This window comes from Burkholderia sp. Bp8998, from assembly GCF_003854235.1.
Classification (GTDB): Bacteria; Pseudomonadota; Gammaproteobacteria; order Burkholderiales; family Burkholderiaceae; genus Burkholderia.
Genome location: NZ_QTQF01000013.1, coordinates 117,884 through 136,763, shown reverse-complemented (window position 1 = coordinate 136,763; position 18,880 = coordinate 117,884). Strand labels below are relative to the sequence as shown.

The following is an 18,880-nucleotide window of genomic DNA, read 5'->3' as shown; positions in this document are numbered from 1 at the left end:
CATTTTCCCGCCAGGACCACGCCGGTGTCGAACTGAAGGACGTCTGGTAGGCGGAATATCCCATTACTGATTGATGTCGCGCCGCGAACGCACATGAAGCAGTAGTCGTTCAGCGATCCACGTCGTTTTCACGACAAGGTGCTGCTCGCGCGACATCGCCCTGATAGAACGCCGCGAATCGTTCCAACTGCCGCCGGGCGGCTTCGCTGTCGGAGCCTTCCCTCAGTACCGCACTCGAAAAGCCCATGCGTTTCATCTGCTGCAATTGATCGACGAGAACCTCACCAGTGGCCCGCAAGTCGCCCTTGAAGCCGAGCCGTCGGCGCAGGTAATAGGCCTGGCTATACGCGCGTCCGTCAGTAAACGACGGGAAATGCAAATCGACGCGCGTCGCGGTCGCGATCTCGAGCGCGTACACGCGCGGGTCGGCATCGTTCGACAACGCGAGTACGGATGGGGCAGCGTGGTCATGCGTTAAGCCCCGGCCATCTGGCCCACGATGCCGTTGTCGCTCGCGCATGGCGAGCACCCGCTCGCCCTGTGCCGGCGCGTGGCCGTCATAGCGAATCAGCCCAGCCAAGCCGCACATCAGACGGTCACGCCCAGTTGAACGGGGGCGAGCAACAGCGTGGTCCACTGTTGTTGCAGAGCGAAGTGACATTTTTGCTTCGCGAACGTGACAATTTTATTTTTGTCTATGGCCGGCGACACCTGAAAAAACTCATTTTGTTAAGACCTCTTAGCCCGGTTTCGCGTCGCGGGAAGGAGCCGTTAGCGGAACGCCCGCATCTGCCCCGTCATCATCTGCAGCATCTTGTTGGCGGCCACCGAGAGCTTGCGCCCCGCGCGCGTGACCATGTGCGCCTCGGCATTCACGAGGATCGGATGCGCGATCTCGAGCGCGAATAGATCCTTGGTCTGCAGTTCGGCCGCCACCGCGAAGGCTGGCATCACCGCGATGCCGAGTCCCGATTTCACGAACTCCTTGAGGATCGCGAATGAATTGGTGGTGATGATCGGCGCGAGCCGTACGCGCTCGGCGTATTCCACGGCCTCCATCATCTGTCGCGTGCCGTAGGACGGGTGAGTGGCCGCCAGCGGGTAGGTGGAGAGCTGCTGCACTGTCAGCACCTTATGGCTGCGGCGGGGGAAGTCGGGGCCGACGATTGCCATCATCGGCTGCCGCTTCGAGGCGCGCGACACCAGCTTGGGCTCGGCGGGAGGGTTGTAGACCAGGCCGATCTCGCCCTCGTCGTTCGAGATTTTGCGGATCACGTCGTTGGTGCTCCCCACGTCGAGGTTGACACGGATCCCGGGGAATTGCCGGCAGAACTGCTGCATTGGCCCGGCCAATAGATCCGACACGAAGCCCTCGCCGAGCACCAGGCTGACCTGGCCGGTCTTGAGCCCGCGCAGCTCCTGCAAACGCGAGATCAGATCGTCGCGGTGCGCGAGCTGCTCGCGGAAATACTCGATCACGCAGCGTCCCGCCTCGGTGGGCGTCACGCCGCGCGCGTGGCGCTCCATCAGGGTGGCGTCGAGCTCCTTCTCCAGCAGCCCGATCTGGCGGCTCACGGCCGAGGGCGCCACGTCGAGCCAGTCGGCCGCGGCGCGGATCGTGCCGCAGCGCACGGCCTCGTAGAAATAGACGATCCGGCTGTCGGTAAGGGTTTCGCTCATGATCCTGGTGTTCTAAAAAAGAGAACAATATCAATATTGGCGTTGATTGATTATACGGGTCGGCGGACGGAACATCGTTGGCATGCAAGGCGGGCGCATGCTGGCGCGCCAGCCTCGAACCAACAGCTATCAGGAGTCGTCGGATGAAAACGGTGGGCGTGATCGGTCTGGGCAACATGGGGAGTGGCATGGCGGGTTCGCTGCGGCGCGGCGACTACACAGTGCTCGGCTATGACGCGGCGCCCGGCGTGGCGCTCGAGCTGGCCGGGCAGGCGGTGTTGTCGGCGCGCGATTCGGTAGCCGAGATCGCGCGCGACGCCGACGTGTTGCTGCTGTCGCTGCCGACCTCGGCGGTGGTCGAGGCGGTGGTGCTGGGCGCGGGTGGCGTGCTCGAGAACGCGAGGCCGGGCAGCATCGTGATCGATACCACCACGGCCGATCCGGACAGCACGCGGCGCGTGGCGGCGGCCCTGGCCGAGCGCGGCATCGGCTTCGTCGACGGCCCGGTGAGCGGTGGCCCGAAGGGCGCGGCCACCGCCACCATGACCATGGTGCTGGGCGGCTCGGACAGCGATATCGCGGCCATCGAGCCGATCCTCGCGGTGATCAGCGCCAAGCGCGTGCATGTGGGCCCGGTGGGCGCCGGCCACGTTACCAAGCTGCTCAACAACCTGCTGACCGGCGTGCACCTGCTGGTCGCCAGCGAGGCGATGCGCACCGCGCGCGCGGCCGGCGTCGATCCGGAAAAGCTGGTCGAAGCGCTTAACGGCGGCTCCGGCCGCAACAGCGCGACGCTGACCAACTACCCGACCTGGATCTTCAACGGCAAGTTCGATTCCGGTTTCACCATGAAGCTGATGCGCAAGGACGTGCGGCTCGCGCTGGGCCTGCTTGACCAGTTCGACAGCGTCGCGCCGGTGGCGCGCGAGGCGGCGCGCGTGTGGGCCGCCAGCGAGGGTTCCGTCGCCGACGCAGAGGACTTCAACCGCATCGTCGACTTCCTCGACCCTGCCTGAGGCCGGGCAGCCCGCGCCACGATCCCGCTCGACTCACCTATACGGAAACCTGACATGACCCAGCACGCAGACCAGTTGCTCGTCGCCTTCGCGCATTTCTTCCCCGGTGCCGCCACGATCGGCTCGTATATCGACGGCGAGCTCGTCGCCGGCCAGGGCGACACGATCCAGCTTTACGATGCGGCGACGGGCGAGGCCACGCTCGCCTATCGCGACGCCGGCGCAGCCGTGGTCGACCATGCCGCCGAAAGTGCGCGCCGCGCGCAGCGCGAATGGTGGGCGCTCACGCATGCCGCGCGCGGCCGCGTGATGCAGGAAGTGGCGCGCGCGATCCGCGCCGAGGCCGAGGCGATCGCGCGGCTGGAGGCGCTGGGCTCGGGCAAGCCGATCCGCGACTGCCGGGGCGAGGTGGCCAAGGTCGCCGAGATGTTCGAGTACTACGCGGGCTGGACCGACAAGTTCTACGGCAGCGTGATCCCGGTGCCGACCTCGCACCTCAACTACACGCGCCGCGAGCCGGCCGGCGTGGTGCTGCAGATCACGCCGTGGAATGCGCCGGTGTTCACCTGCGGCTGGCAGGTGGCGCCCGCGGTGGCGATGGGCAACGGCGTGCTGCTCAAGCCCTCGGAGCTGACGCCCTTCACCTCGCTGGCGGTCGCCAGGCTCGGCGAGGGGGCCGGGCTGCCGCGTGGCCTGGTCAACGTGCTGGCCGGCTTCGGTCACACCGCCGGGCAGGCCGCGATCGCGCATCGCGTCGTGAGCAAGGTGGTGTTCGTCGGCTCGCCGGCCACCGGCGCGCGCATCGCCGAGGCCGCCGCGCGCCGCGTGCTGCCGTGCGTGCTGGAGCTGGGCGGCAAGTCGGCCAATATCGTGTTCGCCGATGCTGACCTCAAGCGCGCCGCGCTGACCGCCCAGGCGGCGATCTTCGCCGGCGCAGGCCAGAGTTGCGTGGCCGGCTCGCGTCTGCTGGTACAGCATGCCGTCTACGACGAATTCATCGCGATGGTGGCTGCAGGGGCGAAGAAGATCCGTGTCGGCGCGCCGCTCGACGATGCGACCGAGGTGGGCCCGATCAACAATCGCAAGCAGTACGACCACGTGATGTCGATGATCGCGCGCGGCGTGGCCGCTGGCGCCACGCTTGCCTGCGGCTCGGCCGAGCGCGTCGAGGAAGGCCGCGGCGGCTACTTCGTGGCGCCCACCGTGCTGGCCGGCGTGTCGAACGCGATGGAAGTGGCGCGTACCGAGATCTTCGGGCCGGTGGTGGCCGCCATCCCGTTCGACACCGAGGAGGAGGCGATCGCGATCGCCAACGACACCGACTTCGGCCTGGCCGGCGCGGCCTGGACCACCGACGTGGCGCGTGCGCATCGCGTGGCCGCGCAGGTGAACGCCGGCACCTTCTGGGTCAACGGCTACAAGACCATCAACGTGGCGTCCCCGTTCGGCGGCTACGGCATGAGCGGCTACGGCCGCTCGAGCGGGGTCGAGGCGCTGTACGAATACACGCAGACCAAGAGCGTGTGGGTCGAGACGGCCGAAGCGCCACCCACCGCGTTCGGTTATCTGTAACCACCGGCCCGCATTCGACGGCAGCCGGGCTTCAAGGGGAGATTCGTCATGGAACACGCACTGGGTATCGAGCGCCGCGCGCTGGGCGGCGCGGCGACCGCCAAGGTCCTGCTTTACGCGGCTGGCATCCTGCTGGTCGCCGAATGGATCGGCTCGTTCACGTTCAAGCTCGGACCGGGCAAGGTCGTGCTGCTGCCGATGATCTGGGCGCTGCTGCTCGGTGCCGCGGTGGGGCTGGCCAGCGCGCGCTGGAACAGCAGCGCGCGCCTGAGTGTGCCCGACCAGTTCTTCGCGGCCGCGATCCTGCAGCCGGCGCTGCTGCTGTTCGTCTCCAAGCTCGGGCTGATGGTGGGCAGCGCGCTGCCCAAGCTGGCGTCGGCGGGCTGGGCGCTGGCTTTCCAGGAATTCGGCCACTTCGTCGGCACCATCCTGCTCGGCCTTCCGCTCGCGTTGCTGCTCGGCATCAAGCGCGAGGCGATCGGCGCGACCTTCTCGGTGGGCCGCGAGCCGAGCCTGGCGATCATCGGCGAGAGGTACGGCATGGATTCGGCCGAGGGCCGCGGCGTGCTGGCCGAGTACCTGACCGGCACCGTGTTCGGTGCGGTGTTCATCGCCGTGTTCGCGGGTTTCGTGAGCAGCCTCGGCATCTTCGATCCGCTCGCGCTGGCGATGGGCTCGGGCGTCGGCTCGGGCAGCATGATGGCGGCCGCCTCGGGTGCGATTGCCGCGCAGCAGGACCCGGAGACGGCGAAATCGGTGCTCGCGTTCGCCGCGGCCAGCAACCTGATCACCACCACCATCGGTACCTACTTCACGCTGTTCATCTCGCTGCCGCTCGCGGTCTGGGGCTATCGCGTGCTGGAGCCGTTGATCGGCCGCACCACCAAGGCATCGGCGCAGCCCGAGGCGGCCAGCCCGTCGCTGGGCGAAGTGCGGACCGAGGCGCCCGCGCTCGGCTACGGCGGCAAGCTGCTCGCCTGGATCGTGACGGCCGTGATGGCGCTGGTGTGCGACTGGATCGCCCACGGCACCACACCGCTGGCGGGACTGCCGGGAATCGCGATCATGGTGTGCGCGACGATCGTCGGCGATGCGCTGGCGCATGTGACGGGGCGGCGGATTCCGGCGGTCTGCTGGGTATCGGTGGTGGCGATGTTCCTGACTTCGCCGTGGTCCCCGTGGGCTTCGCAGATCGCCGCGCTCAGCTCGCACAACGATTTCCTCGGAGTGACCACGCCGATGCTGGTGTTCGCGGGGCTGTCGATCGCCAAGGACATCCCGGCCTTCCGCCGGCTCGGCTGGCGCATCGTGCTGGTGTCCTTCGTGGCCAATGCCGGCACCTTCATCGGCGCGACCCTGGTGGCGCAGCTGTTCCATATCTGATGCCTCGCGGCGCGGCGGCGGGCGGCATGGACCGACTAGCCGCCGCGCGCGACGACCGACAAAAGTGCTCCCCTCCGCATGAACCTGATCGATTCCATCGTTGCGCACGCCGACGAACTGACGGCGATACGCCGCGATATCCACGCCCATCCCGAGCTGGGCTACGACGTGTTCCGCACCGCCGAACTCGTCGCCGAGCGGCTCGAGCAATGGGGTTATGCCGTCACGCGCGGAGTCGGCCGCACCGGCGTGGTCGGCACCTTGAAGCGCGGCGGCAGCGCGCGTGCGATCGGCCTGCGCGCCGACATGGATGCGCTGCCCGTGCAGGAGGCCAACACCTTCGCGCATCGTTCGACGGTGCCCGGCACGATGCATGCCTGCGGCCACGATGGGCACACCACCATGCTGCTGGGGGCCGCGCGCCATCTGGTGCGGCATGGCGAGTTCGACGGTACCGTGCAGTTGTTCTTCCAGCCGGCCGAGGAGGCGGGCGGCGGCGCGCGCGCGATGATCGAGGACGGCCTGTTCGAGCGTTTCCCGGTGGATGCCGTGTTCGGGCTGCACAACTGGCCCGGCATCGCGGCCGGCGATTTCGCGGTGCGGCCGGGGCCGCTAATGGCCTCGACCAGCCTGTTCCGGATCAACTTGCGCGGCGCCGGCTGCCACGCGGCCATGCCGCATCTGGGCCGCGATCCGGTGTTCGCGGCGGGGCAGGTGCTGAGCGCCCTGCAGGGGATCGTCACGCGCAACCGAAATCCGATCGACGGCGCAGTGCTGTCGGTCACGCAGGTGCATGCGGGCGAGGCGATGAACGTGGTGCCGACCGATGCCTGGCTCGGCGGCACGGTGCGGACTTTCTCCGATGCGACGCTCGACCTGATCGAGACGCGCATGCGCGCCGTGGTGGCCGCGACAGCCGCGGCCTTCGATTGCCGGAGCGAGGTGGATTTCCAGCGCCAGTATCCGGCTACCGTGAACGACGCCGAGCAGACAGCGGTGGCGGTGACGGTGATGCGCGAGTTGGTGGGCGAGGCGCATGTGAACGCGGCCGTCGATCCGACCATGGCGGCGGAGGATTTCTCGTTCATGCTGCGCGAGAAGCCAGGTTGTTATGCGTTCCTCGGGAATGGGGTGGGCGATCATCGCGTGCATGGGCATGGCGGCGGGCCTTGCCTGCTGCATAACGCCAGTTACGACTTCAACGATGCGTTGCTGCCGGTGGGGGCGAGTTATTTCGTAAGGTTGGTGGAGCGGATTTTGCGGCGGTAGAGCGGCGGTGCCGACTTTTCTGCGGTCGACATTGAGCCGTGGTGCACGCCTATGTCGCGCTCAGGCGGGCGCCTGAGCGATTTCATGCGCCACCCGGAGCGGCCCACTGCGTCGAGTGCCAAATGCAACCGACTAGCACGCGGAGAGCACCGCATCCAGTTCCGTCAGCAGACGGTCGGCGTCGTTGGTCCCGAATACCAGCGGCGGCCGGATTTTCAGCACGCTCGCGTCCGGTCCGGTTGCCGAAATCAGCACGCGACGCTGCCGCAAGCCATTGACGATCTTGAGTGCGGTCGCGATGTCGGTGTCCTTTTTCGCGCGGTCGCGTACGATCTCGACGCCGAAATACAGGCCCGTGCCGCGCACGTCGCCGATACATTCGTATTTTCGTGCCAGCGTGTTCAATCCCTCCAGCATGATCGCACCGACCCGTTGCACGTTGTGCAGCACCTGTTCGTCGCGCAGCACGTCGAGCGTGGCCTGCGCGGCAGCGATTGCCACCGAATTGCCGCCGAACGTGTTGAAGTAGCGCATGTCCTGGCCGAATCCGGCGACGATCTCGGGGCGCACGACCAGGCCAGCCACCGGATAGCCGTTGCCCATCGGTTTGCCCAGCGTGACGATGTCGGGCTCGACCGAGTGACGCTCGTGCCCCCACATATGCGTACCGCTGCGGCCGAAACCCGACTGCACCTCATCCGCGATGAACAGGCCGCCGGCGCGGCGTACGACTTCGGCCACCGGCGCCAGCACGTCGGTCGGGTAGGCGAATACGCCATCCGACGAGAAGAACGAGTCGGCGATGAACGCTGCCAGGCCCCCTCCGTGGCGGCGGATGTCCTCGATCTGCAACGCGACCTGCTCGGCCATGCGCTGGCCGATCTCGCGCAGCGGCACCCGGTAGGAGTCCGGAGCGGGCACCGTTCGCACATAGGAACCGAGCAGGGCCTTGCGACCCAGCGAAGGCGAAAAGCCCGACGTGAGATGCGAGTTGCCGTGATACGCCTCGCTGGTCACGATGACGCCTGTTTTGCCGGTGTAGTGCATCGCGATGCGCATGGCCAGGTCGTTGGCTTCGGATCCCGTGCAGGTGAACATCATCTGGGCATCGCGAATCGACGTATTGAATGTCGCGCGCAGGGCATCGACGTAGTCGAGGATCGGCTCTTGCATGTAGCGGGTGTGCGTGCAGAGCGTCGAGAGCTGACGGGCAATAGCGTCGACGATGCGCGGATTGGCATGCCCGACGCAGACGACGTTGTTGTAGGCATCGAGATAGTCGTTGCCTTGATCGTCGTACAGATAGACCTTCTCGCCACGCACGATCTTTACCGGCTCGGCGTAGAACAGCCGATACGACGGGCTGAGCAGCCGTAGCCGGCGAGCGATGTGCGCCTGCGTGGCGGCGTCGAGGTGAGAGATCGCAGACGGATTGAAGCCGTTCGGCATGTCGCCGCGCAGCGCGTCGGGGGCTTCGCACGTATCGGCGGTGTCGGTCGGCGTTGTCGGTTTCGATGTCGGGGTCGTGTTCATAGGGCAATCGGGGCGGGTGAGGTGAGCGGGCGAAGGGAGAACTAGAACAAGGCACGCGAAACAGTTTCGTGGTCGCGCTGCATAAACCAGCGCAGATGCTCCCATCCGGGCCGAGTGAAACGCAGGATGTAGGCTTCGTTTTCCGGAAACAGCATCGCACGCCATGAAGTGAGCAACGCGCGCGCCGCGACGCGCGCCATGGCCAGATGGGGAATCAGGGCTAGTTCTTCGGCACTGAGTCGAGCGTGCGCGAGATACCCACGCAGGAGTTCGCGCGCCTGAATGAACAGGTCGTGCGGCGCATCGGCGTCGAAGTCGAGCGGAAACTGGTTCATGACCGCGGTGGCGACGTCGACGGCGACCGCGGTGTACACGGTGTCGCCGAAGTCGATGATCCCGTTGACGAACCGCGGGCCGCCAGGGTTTGCGACGATGTTCGAGCGGTTGAAGTCGTTATGGACGACCTGCGTGCGGCAGCTCCGAAGAGCAGGCTCGATCGTCGCAAAGCGGGCGAATGCCTGCTCGATCAGCGAGCGATGCAACGGGTCGGCGATATGTGTCTGCAGCCCTTTCAGACTCGACAAGTGCTTGACGTCCCACGCCAGTACCCGGCGCTCGTTTGGATGATGGAAGCTGGCGAGGGCCAGTTGCAACTGCGCCAGCACTTCGCCGATCTCGTAATAATCGACCGTGCCGGAATTCAGCTTGTCGAGCGGCATGCCCTCGAGGTAGCTGTAGAGCCTCGCCGTCCGATGCGGATGTGCCGGTAACGCGAGCGATACGACAAGCTGCCCTTCCATACCGGGTATTACGCGCGGTACCGGCAACTGCGGCGCGACCGCGCCGACGTGGCGCATCGCGGCGACCTGCAAATCCAGTTCTTCGGCTGTCTCGCCGGGGTTGGAGACTTTCAGTACGTACCGTGCGCCGTCGCGGGCATCGATGCGAAAGGTGTCGTCCTTCTCGGTCGAGAACCGTGTGGCCGATCCGTCGATGCCGTAAATGCGGCGTGTGATCGCGACCGCGTCGGATTCGTCCAGACGTGTGAAGCCCACTGACAGGCCGCTGCCCGGCAGTGTATCGGCGGCAGCCGAGGCCGCGCGGTTCGTGCCGCCGGAAGCAGGGGACGGGGACAACGGCGACTCCATGCAAGAGAAGTGGACGACAGTAGTGCGGGACATTTTCGACGAGCAATCGGCCTGGGGAACGGCATCATTGGAAAAGTGCGATGCGACCCCACGGCAACCGTCGGAGATGGCGCAGGGGCGGTACGACTTGCTCACAGGCCGAGATGCTCGGCCAATTCGATAATGCTCCTGACGGGCGTGTAACCGTATTCCGGCGCTTCCGGCTCATGGCCGCGCAGCACATGTGCCTTGTGGACGATACCGAGGTCATGTGCGGTCATCAGGTCGTAGCGCGGGCTGGACGAGACATGCAGGATTTCGTGAGGCTGCACGTCGAGCTTCCTGAACATGTATTCGAACCCTTGCATCCTCGGTTTGTAAGCGCCGGCGTCTTCCGCCGTGATGACGGCGTGAAACGGCGCGCCGAGCTTCTCGATGTTGCTCATGATCTGCGAGTTATCCGCGTTGGTCAGACCGACCAGCCTGTATTTCTTCGCGAGGCGCGCGAGCCCTTCGGGCACATCCGGATGCGGTCCCCATGACGGCACCGCCAGATAGAAGTGTTCGGCCTCGCGTTCGACGAAGGTCACGCCGGTGCGCTCGCACGTGCGGCGCACCGAATTGACGACGACGTCGCGAAAGGGTTTCCATGCGCCGAGCACTTCGTCGCGCCGATAGGCGGCGAACAGCTTGACGAAATTTTCCATGGCGTCGTCGCGAAGACGATCGCCGTAGATTTCCCGCGCCGTGTCGGCCATTCGGAAGTTGACGAGGGTGCCGTAGCAATCGAAGGTTATGAACTTCGGCTCGAAGTCGATCATGTCGTCAGTCTCGATGAGTGGCGAATCCCCAGGGGACTCTTCAGTAAAGGGGTTGCCGCGAGCCGCTTCGGGCAAGCACCGATGGCAACCTCGGTACGTGAAATTTAAACAGGAGCGACTTCGCTATTACGCTGAATTGGTCGGCGCGAAAAACAAGATTTCATGCGTTTTCGAGACGATTGACGGCAGCTTCTGCGGTGTGAAACGGCACGATGCCGGGCACCGGGGACAGAACATGAGATCGCAATATCGTCATGCTGGCGGGGTGGGCTACTATCCAACCTGGCGAGGAGGGGTGCGAGGGCACTCATCCAGAGGCAACCCGACTGAACGAAGGCAGGGCGGAGATGAAAGCGGACTGCATACTTGACCGGCTGGACTTGCGCATTCTGGCCGAGTTGCAGAGTCACGGTCGCATGACCAATGTGGAGCTGGCGGACGCCGTTGGGCTTTCGCCCAGCCCGTGCCTGACGCGCATCAAGCGGCTCGAGAACGCTGGATTCATTACGGGCTACGGCGCAACAGTGCGGATCGAGAAGATCGGCGCGTTTCAAATCGTGTTTGCCAAGATCACGCTCACCGACCATCGTCGTGACGACTTCGTGCGTTTTATCGACGCCATCAGCGACGTCGAAGAAATCATGGAGTGCCATCACGCGACGGGTGGCTACGATTATCTGCTCAAGTTCGTCACACGCGACATCGACCACTTCCGTGACGTGATGGATGGGCTGGTGAAACGCGATATCGGTATCGACAAGTATTTCAGCTACGTGATCATTGCGTCGCCAATCGTAAAGAGCGGTTTTCGTCTGGATGCAGTCTCTCGGGCGGATTGAAGCGAACGGCTGCGCGCCGCCGGAATGGGACGGCCCGACGGAGCATGATGGTCATCGAACACGCAGCGCGTGAGCCGCGGCTGCTTGAGCGATACCAAAATAGGACGGGCAGATTTAAAGCGCCGTCGCGCGACGATTCGCGTGGCCCGGAATGCAGAGCGCCCAACCCCAGGATTCTTCTTAGACTTCTGTTCTTCCGTCCCGGAACGGGTGGGCGAGCTGATGTTCGCGTAGATCTAGGAAGATTTATGGTTGAAACATGTGAAAAACGGAAGATATATGGTTTAGCTGACGCTAATTGGTGCCGGTTCCACTTCCTGTTTCAGCCGAAAAGTGGAAGATATTTGGTTAATTCTCCGGACGCCAATTGAGTTCCTCCACACTCCAAACCCGGGCATCGATTCGTGTAACGGGGTCACGATCTCCCGATCTTCCTGACGGCTTCCGCGACTAACGACCACGCGTTATGACGGCACGATTCATGATTTCGGTCTGCTGAACGTGCTGGCCTCGGACGCGCCGACGAAGGCTGCGAAGCCTTCGCCCTCATGGATTGCGTGTTGCGCACATGCACTTTCCTTTACGGCTCCATGCTGCCGGACGTTGCTGCGACGATCCGCGCACGACCCTGGTCAAACGTACGAATTGTGCCGACGATCACGCCATGCTGTCGTTGCACCACCATCCGAAGAAGGGGACGCGAGGATATCAGAGCGATGCATTGTCCAATTCGTCTTCGACACCGCATGCCGCCGGGCGCATATCTCGCAATCGGATATCTATCGAAAAAATAACCATTTGGTACACGCATCGGCAGGCACTACAGTCACGCATCCCGCTGCCGGTGCGACACCGGCGATATCGACGTTATCCGAGAAGCCTGCCAAATGAATCGTTTGATGCCCTCGACGGTCCGCCGCGCCGCGGTCGCGCTGTTCGTAATCGGTCTCTTGCCAGCCGCCCACGCGGCGCAACCGACGCTGCGCGTCGGCATCGACGCCGAGTCGTACCCGCCGTTCTTCTCGAAGGATGCAACCGGCAAGTGGAAAGGCTGGGAAGTCGACCTGCTCGACGCAGCGTGCGGCAAGCTCAATGTGCGCTGCGAACTCACCGACATCGCATGGGACGGACTGATCCCGGCGCTGCAGAACCGCAAGATCGACGTGATCTGGTCGTCGATGACGATCACCGGCGAACGACAGAAGGCGATCGACTTCAGTCGCGCCTATTATGAATCGCCGACGGTTTTCGTCGGCGCGAAAAGCGATCGGCGTCGCGTCGATTGCGCAGTGCCTGCAACCTTCAAGGATCGCGTGATCGGCGTGGAGGCCGGCACGAACTTCTCGGCATTCCTCGATGCACGCTTCAAGCGCGACGCCCAGATCAAGGCCTTCGACAAGTTCGACAACGCGCTCGCGGACCTGGTCTCCGGACGGGTCGACTACGTGCAGGAAGCGAAGGGCCTGTTCACGGCGTTCCTGTCGTCGCGCGACGGGAAGGATTTCGAGGTCAAGGCCACCTGCGCGGATAACCCGGTGCTGGGTCTCGGCATCGGTGCGGGCGTGCGGCAAGGCGATGCACTGCGCGGCCGGTTGTCGACCGCGATTGCGCAACTGCAGCAGGACGGCACGTGGGATGCGATCACCGCACGCTATCCGAACCTGAAGGGCACGATCGAGAAGGGGCGTTGAGCCGATGGCCGCGGACGATTCGCTGCTGGCATTGCTTGCGTTCGGCGACGGCGGCTACGGCCGCATCTTCGCCGGCGCGTTCGCATTGACGCTCGGCGTCGCGTCTGCGTCGTTCTGCGCCGGGACGCTGCTCGGCATCGCCGGCGCGCTCGGCAAGCTGTCGCGGCACGCGCCGCTCGCGTGGCTGGCACGGATTTGCACGACACTCGTGCGCGCGCTGCCCGAACTGTTGTGCCTGCTGCTCGCGTTCTATGCGGTCGCACCTGCGCTCGAGTCCGTCCTGCACAGCAGCGGTCTGGTGCCCGACGGCTTCGCATTCGATCCGTTCATCGTGGCCGCGTTGTCGCTCGGCTTCATCCAGGGCGCCTATCTGACCGACATCTTCCGCGCGGCGCTCGTCATCGTACCGGTCGGGCAGATCGAGGCGGCGCACGCGTACGGAATGAGCCCGTGGCAAACCTTGGTTCGCGTCCGGCTTCCGATTGCGGCGCGGCTTGCGTTGCCTGGCGTCGGTAACGTGTGGCTGAACGCGACCAAGGATGCGTCGTTCATCAGCGTACTCGGCTCCTTTACGGATCTGCTGAAGGCGAGCCAGCTCGCCGCCGGTGCGACGCGGCATTACGTTTTCTTCTACCTGGTCACGGCCGCGCTGTTCCTGTTGTTGAGCATCACGTCGACGGGTCTTTTCGCTGCGCTCGAACGGTACGTGAATCGTGGCACGAGGCGCGCCTGCGCATGAGCTTTTCGCTGACGTTCCTGCTCGAGACGGTGATGCCGAAGCTGTTCGCGGCGGTGCCGACGACCCTGGCGCTGTTGCTGTTGTCCGGCATCGCCAGCGTGGTGATCGGCATTCCGCTCGCGCTTGCGGCAAGCTCGCGTCACGCACCGTACCGCTGGTCCGCACGCGGCTGGACCATGCTGATTCGCGGTACACCGCTGCTGGTGCAGCTCTATCTGCTGTATTACGGCTTCGGCCAGATCGTCCCGCGCGAATGGATGCGCGACAGCTGGGCGTCGCCGCTGTTGCGAGATGCGTTCTGGTACGCCGTCGTCGCGTTGAGCGTGAACGAGGGCGCGTATGTCGCGACGATCCTGCGCGGCGCGATTGCCGGCGTGCCGGCCGGCGAGATCGAGGCTGGCCATGCATACGGAATGACGCGGGCGGGTGTACTGCGCCGGATCGTCGGTCCGCGTGCGTGGCGACTCGCGCTGCCCGCGCTCACCGGCGAAGCGATCCTGCTGCTGAAATCGACCGTCCTCGCGTCGACCGTCACGGTGTTCGATGTGATGGGGACCGCCAATACGCTTCGTTTCGAAACATTGCGAGTTTATGAACCGCTGGCCGGCGCGGCGATCGTCTATGTCGTGCTGGTCGCGCTGCTGACGATTCCTGCCGCCCGTCTCGAGAAACACCTCAACCGCTACCTGACGCGCGAGCCCGACGATCGCATGCCCGCACGGCGCCGCGGCGCATCGTCCGGCGCGTGGGCGGCACCCAACTGATTCCTGCTTTTGCACTGAACACGACGATGTCCGATCCTCGCCCCTTGCTGTTTTCCCTTTATGAACAAGCCAGTGTCGGCTGCGGCGGCGCGCCGAGCCTCTGGACCCATCCCGCCGACGAACGGCTGCGCGCGAATACGCTCGCGTACTGGTCGGATCTCGCGCGCAAGGCCGAGCAGGCCGACCTCGACATGCTGTTCTTCGCGGACGTGCTCGGTCTGTATGACGTTTATGGCGGCTCGGCCGACGCGGCGCTGCGGTGGGCGGTGGAGTCGCCCGCGAACGATCCGATGATGCTGATCCCGGCGCTCGTCGCGCAGACCGAGCGGCTCGCGTTCGGCGTGACCGCGAGCACGACGTATGAACATCCCTTCGCGCTCGCGCGGCGCTTCAGCACGCTCGATCACCTGAGCAGCGGCCGGATCGGCTGGAACATCGTGACGTCCTACCTGACGAGCGCGGCGCGCAATTTCGGGCTCGACCGGATGATCGGTCACGACGAGCGCTACGCGCGCGCGGAGGAGTTTCTCGACGTCGTGTACAAGCTGTGGGAGGGGAGCTGGGCGGACGACGCGGTGGTCGCCGACAAGCGCGAGCCGCGCTACGCGCGCGGCGATCGTGTGCGGCCGATCGCGCACGAGGGCACGCATTATCGCGTGCATGGCCCGCACGTCTGTGCGCCGTCGCCGCAGCGCTCCCCGGTGCTGATCCAGGCTGGCTGGTCCGGGCGAGGGCGCGAATTCGCGGCAAAGCACGCCGAAGTGGTGTTCGTCGCGAAGTCGAATCCACACGAGATCCGCACCGGCCTCGATGAAATCCGGCGGCTGGCGGTCGAAAACGGCCGTGCAGCGGAGGATGTGAAGGCGCTCACGGTGCTGCGCATCGTGACTGCGCGTTCGTCGGCCGACGCGAAGGAGAAGTACCACGCGCTGCAGCAGCACTATCACCTGCAAGCTCAACTCGTCAGCTATGCGGGCGACACCGGCATCGACATCGATCGCTATGCGGACGACGAACCGCTGACGACGCAAACGGAAGGACTGACATCTTACGTGGTGCGACCGGACGGCAGCGGCAAGCCGCTGACCGCCGGTGACGTGCGGCGCAAGTTCGCGAGCGTCACGCGCGGCACCGACCTGATCCTCGTCGGCTCGCCGGACGAAGTCGCGGACCAGCTCGCCGAGCATGCGCGGCAATCGACGACGAGCGGCTACATGCTCAATCCGCTGATCAGCCCGGGTACGCTCGATGATTTTGCCGAACTGATCGTGCCGGAACTGAAAAAGCGCGGCTTGTACCGGACGACGCCGCAGGCCGGCACCTTCCGCTCGCGACTCGGCGGCGGCGATCGTCTGGCGGACAGCGCTTATGGTGCGTCATTCAGGCAATCTGGGGCGACTCGGTGTTGACGGCGGCAGCATTTCGTTGAAACGCGGCGGTTGCCTGCCGGCTTGTCGGCCAGGGCAGCGCGCCCTCCACATGGCAGCACTGTTTGCCACACCGTTGCGGCTTTTGGGGCGCGCACCGAACGTAACAGAAACCGCGAGGGCAACCTTTGAGGATGTTTGCGCAGATTGCTGATTTCGCAGCGATTCGTGGGTAACGGCATGCTTGCGGTTTCCGCCACGGCTCCGCGCAATCTCCCCATGAAGCATGGGTAGCGGGTCGGGCCGGGCGTGCGTGATGCCCGGCCCGGTTCTTCACTCAGCCTCGTCCCACTGCGGCGCGAAAGCCGGACTGACGAGGCGCTGATTCTTCGGCAGGCCGTCGATCAGCGCACGATCCGCGTCGTCCAGGTGCACGCCGAGCGACGCCAGGTTGGCGAGCTGATTGCGTTGCCCGGCCGCCTTCGGCACGGCGGCTACATTCGGCTGGTCGAGCAGCCATTTCAGCGCGACCTGGGTCGGCAGCACGCGATGCTTGTCGGCGATCTGCTGCAATTCCGGAATCTCCGACACGCGGTTGCGCGCGAGCGGGCTGTACGCGATCAGCGCCATGTCGTGCTCGCGCGCGAACTGCAGCAGCTTCGCCTGACCCAGCAGCACGTGGTACTCGACCTGGATCGCGGCGAGCGGTGCCTGCTTCCGTTCGACGACGTCGCGCAACAGCGGCAGCGGAAAGTTCGCGACGCCGATCGCGCGGGCGCGCCCTTGCTCCTTGAACGACACGAGCGTGTCGATCGTCGCGGCAAGGTTCCAGTCGAGTGCCGGCCAGTGGATCAGGAACAGGTCCACGTAGTCGGAACGCAGCGCGCGCAACGTGTTGTCGAGCGATTGCCGCATGCGCTCGGGGCTCAACTGGTCCCACCACACTTTGCTGGTCACGTGAATCTGCTCGCGCGGGACGTTCGACGCGGCGATGGCTGCGCCGACCGCCGCTTCGTTCTCGTACGCGGCTGCGGTATCGATGTGCCGATAACCGGATTCCAGAGCGAGCGCGACCGCGCGTGTGCAGTCGTCGCCGAGCATGGGCCACGTGCCGAGCCCCAGTTTCGGCATGTTCAACGCGTGGCGGTTGACGATGCATTGCATGAACGATTCCTCCTCGATGGGTTGAGCCGGTACGGCCTGCGCATGCCGTGCCGGCGCGTTCGTCAGCCGTGGGCGCTATCGCAGGTCGAGCGATGCGCGGCGGTCGCGGCCACTTCGCCGTTGGATGCCGCACCGCCGTGTGCGACGAACTTCGCGATGCGCCAGCCGAATACGATGGCCGGGCCGAGCGTCGTGCCGGGGCCCGGATAGGTGCCGCGGAAGATCGACGCGAGATCGTTGCCGCACGCGAACAGGCCGGGAATCACGCGCCCGTCGACGTCGACTACCTCGCCGTTCGCCGTGCCGCTCAGCCCCGCGCTGCACGCGAGGTCGGCGGGCCATACGGTCAGGGCATAGTAGGGCCCGGCGCCGATCGGGCGAATGCACGGGTTCGGCTGTTGCGCCGGGTCGCCATTGAAGCGGCTCATCGGGCTGCTGCCGCGCTGGAACGCCGGATCCTCGCCGTTGACGGCGTCGCGGTTGTAGGTCGCGACGGTACGCGCCAGGCCGTTCGCATCCACCTGCAATTTCGCGGCCAGCTCGGCCAGCGTCGCGCCCTTGACCAGATAGCCGGCACGCTCGAACGCCGCGATGCGCGCCGCGCTGCGCGCCGGCATCAGCAGGCCGAGGCCATAGGTCCGGATGAACGCCGCATCGACGATCAGATGGGCGGGCACGCTTGGCCCGTCGCCGCTGTCGCGCAGCATGCCCATCACGAAGTCGTGATACGAGTCCGACTCGTTGACGAAGCGCTCGCCGCGGCTGTTGACCGCGATGAGGCCGGGTTTCGCGCGATCGAGAATGATGTGCGGCCAGACGCTGTCGCCGTCGCCGCCCGATGAGCGGCGGATCGAGCACGGCATCCATAGCCCGGGGCTGTCGCCGCCGTTTTCGACCCGTGCATTGACGCGCTGTGCGCGGTCGACGCCGTCGCCGGTATGCGACGTCGGCGACAGCGACAGCGGCCGTGCCGCGGCGGGGAAGAGCTGCTGGCGCAGCGACGGATGGCGCGTGATGCCGCCGGTCGCCAGCACCACGCCGCGCCGCGCGCCGATTCGCCTGCGGCCGCCGTCCGGCGTCGTGACGATGGCGCCGGTGACGCGGCCGTCGTCGCGGACCAGTTCGAAGAGTGGCGTGTCGAAGCGAATCTCGACCTGGCGCTTGAGCAGGCTGTAATACAGCCGCGCGGCGAGCGCGTTGCCCATCACGAGCTGCGTGCCGCGCGGAAAACGCAGGCGGTCCATCGCATAGCGGCCGACGACCGCGATCGTGCGTTTGAAGTTCGCGACCGACGCGAATGGCGCGAGCAGTGCATTAAGATCGGCGCGCGCGACCATCATCCCGCCGAGCCCCATGAACTCCTTGCGCGGCGGGCGCACGCGCGCGAACGCGCGGCCGAGCACGCGCGCATCGAACGGCGCGGGCACGAGCGCCCGCCCGCCATAGGCCGCGCCGGGGCCGTTCACGTAATCAGGATGCGCGGCCGCGGCGACGAACTTGACTTCGCTGATGCGCGCGAGCTCGTCGATCGCATCGGGGCCGCTTTGCAGGAAGGCTTCGCGCGCGTCGTCGCCGCCGCGTGCGCCGACCACCGACTGCAGGAAGCGGCGCGCATCGTCGATGCTGTCGGGGACGCCCGCGTCGACGCTCAGGCGGGTGCCCGGCACCCACGTCGTGCCGCCCGACGTGGACGTGATGCCGCCCACCGCGGCCGTTTTTTCGCAGACGAGGACCGCAAGCCCCTCGTGATGCGCGACGAGCGCGGCGGTCATGCCCGCCGCACCCGCGCCGAATACCAGCAGGTCTACTTCCTCGTCCCAGTCCCGATGCACCGCGCCCATGTTCACGTCTCCTTCATGTCGTTCCGCCGCGCGTGCGGATGCCATGCGCGGCGGAAGATGCTCCGATAATTGTG

General features: G+C 65.7%; 16 protein-coding genes. 9 read left to right on the top strand and 7 right to left on the bottom strand.

Annotated elements, in window-relative coordinates:
• Window positions 1-109 precede the first annotated feature (109 nt).
• Window positions 110-520: a DUF934 domain-containing protein gene (locus tag DIE06_RS15555; protein ID WP_124662209.1), complete on the bottom strand. Its 411-nt coding sequence runs from the start codon at window positions 518-520 to the stop codon at window positions 110-112.
• Window positions 521-771: 251 nt separating this feature from the next.
• Window positions 772-1,680 carry a LysR family transcriptional regulator gene (locus DIE06_RS15550; RefSeq protein ID WP_124662181.1) on the bottom strand — a complete coding sequence of 303 codons (909 nt, stop codon included), beginning with the start codon at window positions 1,678-1,680 and terminating at the stop codon, window positions 772-774.
• A 128-nt stretch (window positions 1,681-1,808) separates the two neighbouring features.
• Here DIE06_RS15550 and DIE06_RS15545 point away from each other — a divergent pair, with 128 nt between their 5' ends.
• The 4 genes from DIE06_RS15545 (at window position 1,809) to DIE06_RS15530 (ending at window position 6,920) form a co-directional block, all read left to right on the top strand.
• Window positions 1,809-2,696 (top strand): NAD(P)-dependent oxidoreductase, encoded by an 888-nt coding sequence (locus tag DIE06_RS15545; protein WP_409364505.1) that lies wholly within the window; start codon window positions 1,809-1,811, stop codon window positions 2,694-2,696.
• Window positions 2,697-2,750: 54 nt separating this feature from the next.
• A complete protein-coding gene (locus DIE06_RS15540) occupies window positions 2,751-4,268 on the top strand; it encodes an aldehyde dehydrogenase (RefSeq protein WP_124662179.1) in 1,518 nt (505 codons plus the stop codon).
• 48 nt (window positions 4,269-4,316) lie between these two features.
• Window positions 4,317-5,651 carry a DUF3100 domain-containing protein gene (locus DIE06_RS15535; RefSeq protein WP_124662178.1) on the top strand — a complete coding sequence of 445 codons (1,335 nt, stop codon included), beginning with the start codon at window positions 4,317-4,319 and terminating at the stop codon, window positions 5,649-5,651.
• A gap of 78 nt (window positions 5,652-5,729) precedes the next feature.
• Window positions 5,730-6,920 carry a M20 aminoacylase family protein gene (locus tag DIE06_RS15530; RefSeq protein WP_124662177.1) on the top strand — a complete coding sequence of 397 codons (1,191 nt, stop codon included), beginning with the start codon at window positions 5,730-5,732 and terminating at the stop codon, window positions 6,918-6,920.
• A gap of 132 nt (window positions 6,921-7,052) precedes the next feature.
• Here DIE06_RS15530 and DIE06_RS15525 read toward each other — a convergent pair whose 3' ends face one another.
• From DIE06_RS15525 to DIE06_RS15515, 3 genes are all read right to left on the bottom strand, one after another.
• Window positions 7,053-8,369, bottom strand: coding sequence for an aspartate aminotransferase family protein (locus tag DIE06_RS15525; protein ID WP_260433625.1), 1,317 nt, complete (start codon window positions 8,367-8,369; stop codon window positions 7,053-7,055).
• Window positions 8,370-8,494: 125 nt separating this feature from the next.
• Window positions 8,495-9,589, bottom strand: coding sequence for a phosphotransferase (locus DIE06_RS15520; protein ID WP_221624053.1), 1,095 nt, complete (start codon window positions 9,587-9,589; stop codon window positions 8,495-8,497).
• A 143-nt stretch (window positions 9,590-9,732) separates the two neighbouring features.
• Window positions 9,733-10,401, bottom strand: a complete 669-nt coding sequence (locus tag DIE06_RS15515; RefSeq protein ID WP_124662206.1) for a haloacid dehalogenase type II — start codon at window positions 10,399-10,401, stop codon at window positions 9,733-9,735.
• Between the two features lie 347 nt (window positions 10,402-10,748).
• Between DIE06_RS15515 and DIE06_RS15510 the strand changes: the two genes are divergently transcribed.
• From DIE06_RS15510 to DIE06_RS15490, 5 genes are all read left to right on the top strand, one after another.
• A complete protein-coding gene (locus tag DIE06_RS15510; protein ID WP_124662176.1) occupies window positions 10,749-11,240 on the top strand; it encodes an Lrp/AsnC family transcriptional regulator in 492 nt (163 codons plus the stop codon).
• 887 nt (window positions 11,241-12,127) lie between these two features.
• Window positions 12,128-12,931 (top strand): transporter substrate-binding domain-containing protein, encoded by an 804-nt coding sequence (locus tag DIE06_RS15505; protein WP_124662175.1) that lies wholly within the window; start codon window positions 12,128-12,130, stop codon window positions 12,929-12,931.
• A 4-nt stretch (window positions 12,932-12,935) separates the two neighbouring features.
• Entirely contained in the window at window positions 12,936-13,670 is a 735-nt protein-coding gene (locus DIE06_RS15500; RefSeq protein ID WP_124662174.1) for an ABC transporter permease, read from the top strand.
• A complete protein-coding gene (locus DIE06_RS15495; protein WP_124662173.1) occupies window positions 13,667-14,434 on the top strand; it encodes an ABC transporter permease in 768 nt (255 codons plus the stop codon). Before DIE06_RS15500 ends, DIE06_RS15495 begins: the two co-directional genes overlap by 4 nt.
• 26 nt (window positions 14,435-14,460) lie before the next feature.
• Window positions 14,461-15,843 (top strand): LLM class flavin-dependent oxidoreductase, encoded by a 1,383-nt coding sequence (locus DIE06_RS15490; protein ID WP_124662172.1) that lies wholly within the window; start codon window positions 14,461-14,463, stop codon window positions 15,841-15,843.
• A gap of 291 nt (window positions 15,844-16,134) precedes the next feature.
• Here DIE06_RS15490 and DIE06_RS15485 read toward each other — a convergent pair whose 3' ends face one another.
• Both DIE06_RS15485 and DIE06_RS15480 read right to left on the bottom strand, forming a co-directional pair.
• A complete protein-coding gene (locus DIE06_RS15485; protein WP_124662171.1) occupies window positions 16,135-16,965 on the bottom strand; it encodes an aldo/keto reductase in 831 nt (276 codons plus the stop codon).
• A gap of 62 nt (window positions 16,966-17,027) precedes the next feature.
• Window positions 17,028-18,806 (bottom strand): FAD-binding protein, encoded by a 1,779-nt coding sequence (locus tag DIE06_RS15480; protein WP_124662205.1) that lies wholly within the window; start codon window positions 18,804-18,806, stop codon window positions 17,028-17,030.
• Window positions 18,807-18,880 lie beyond the last annotated feature (74 nt).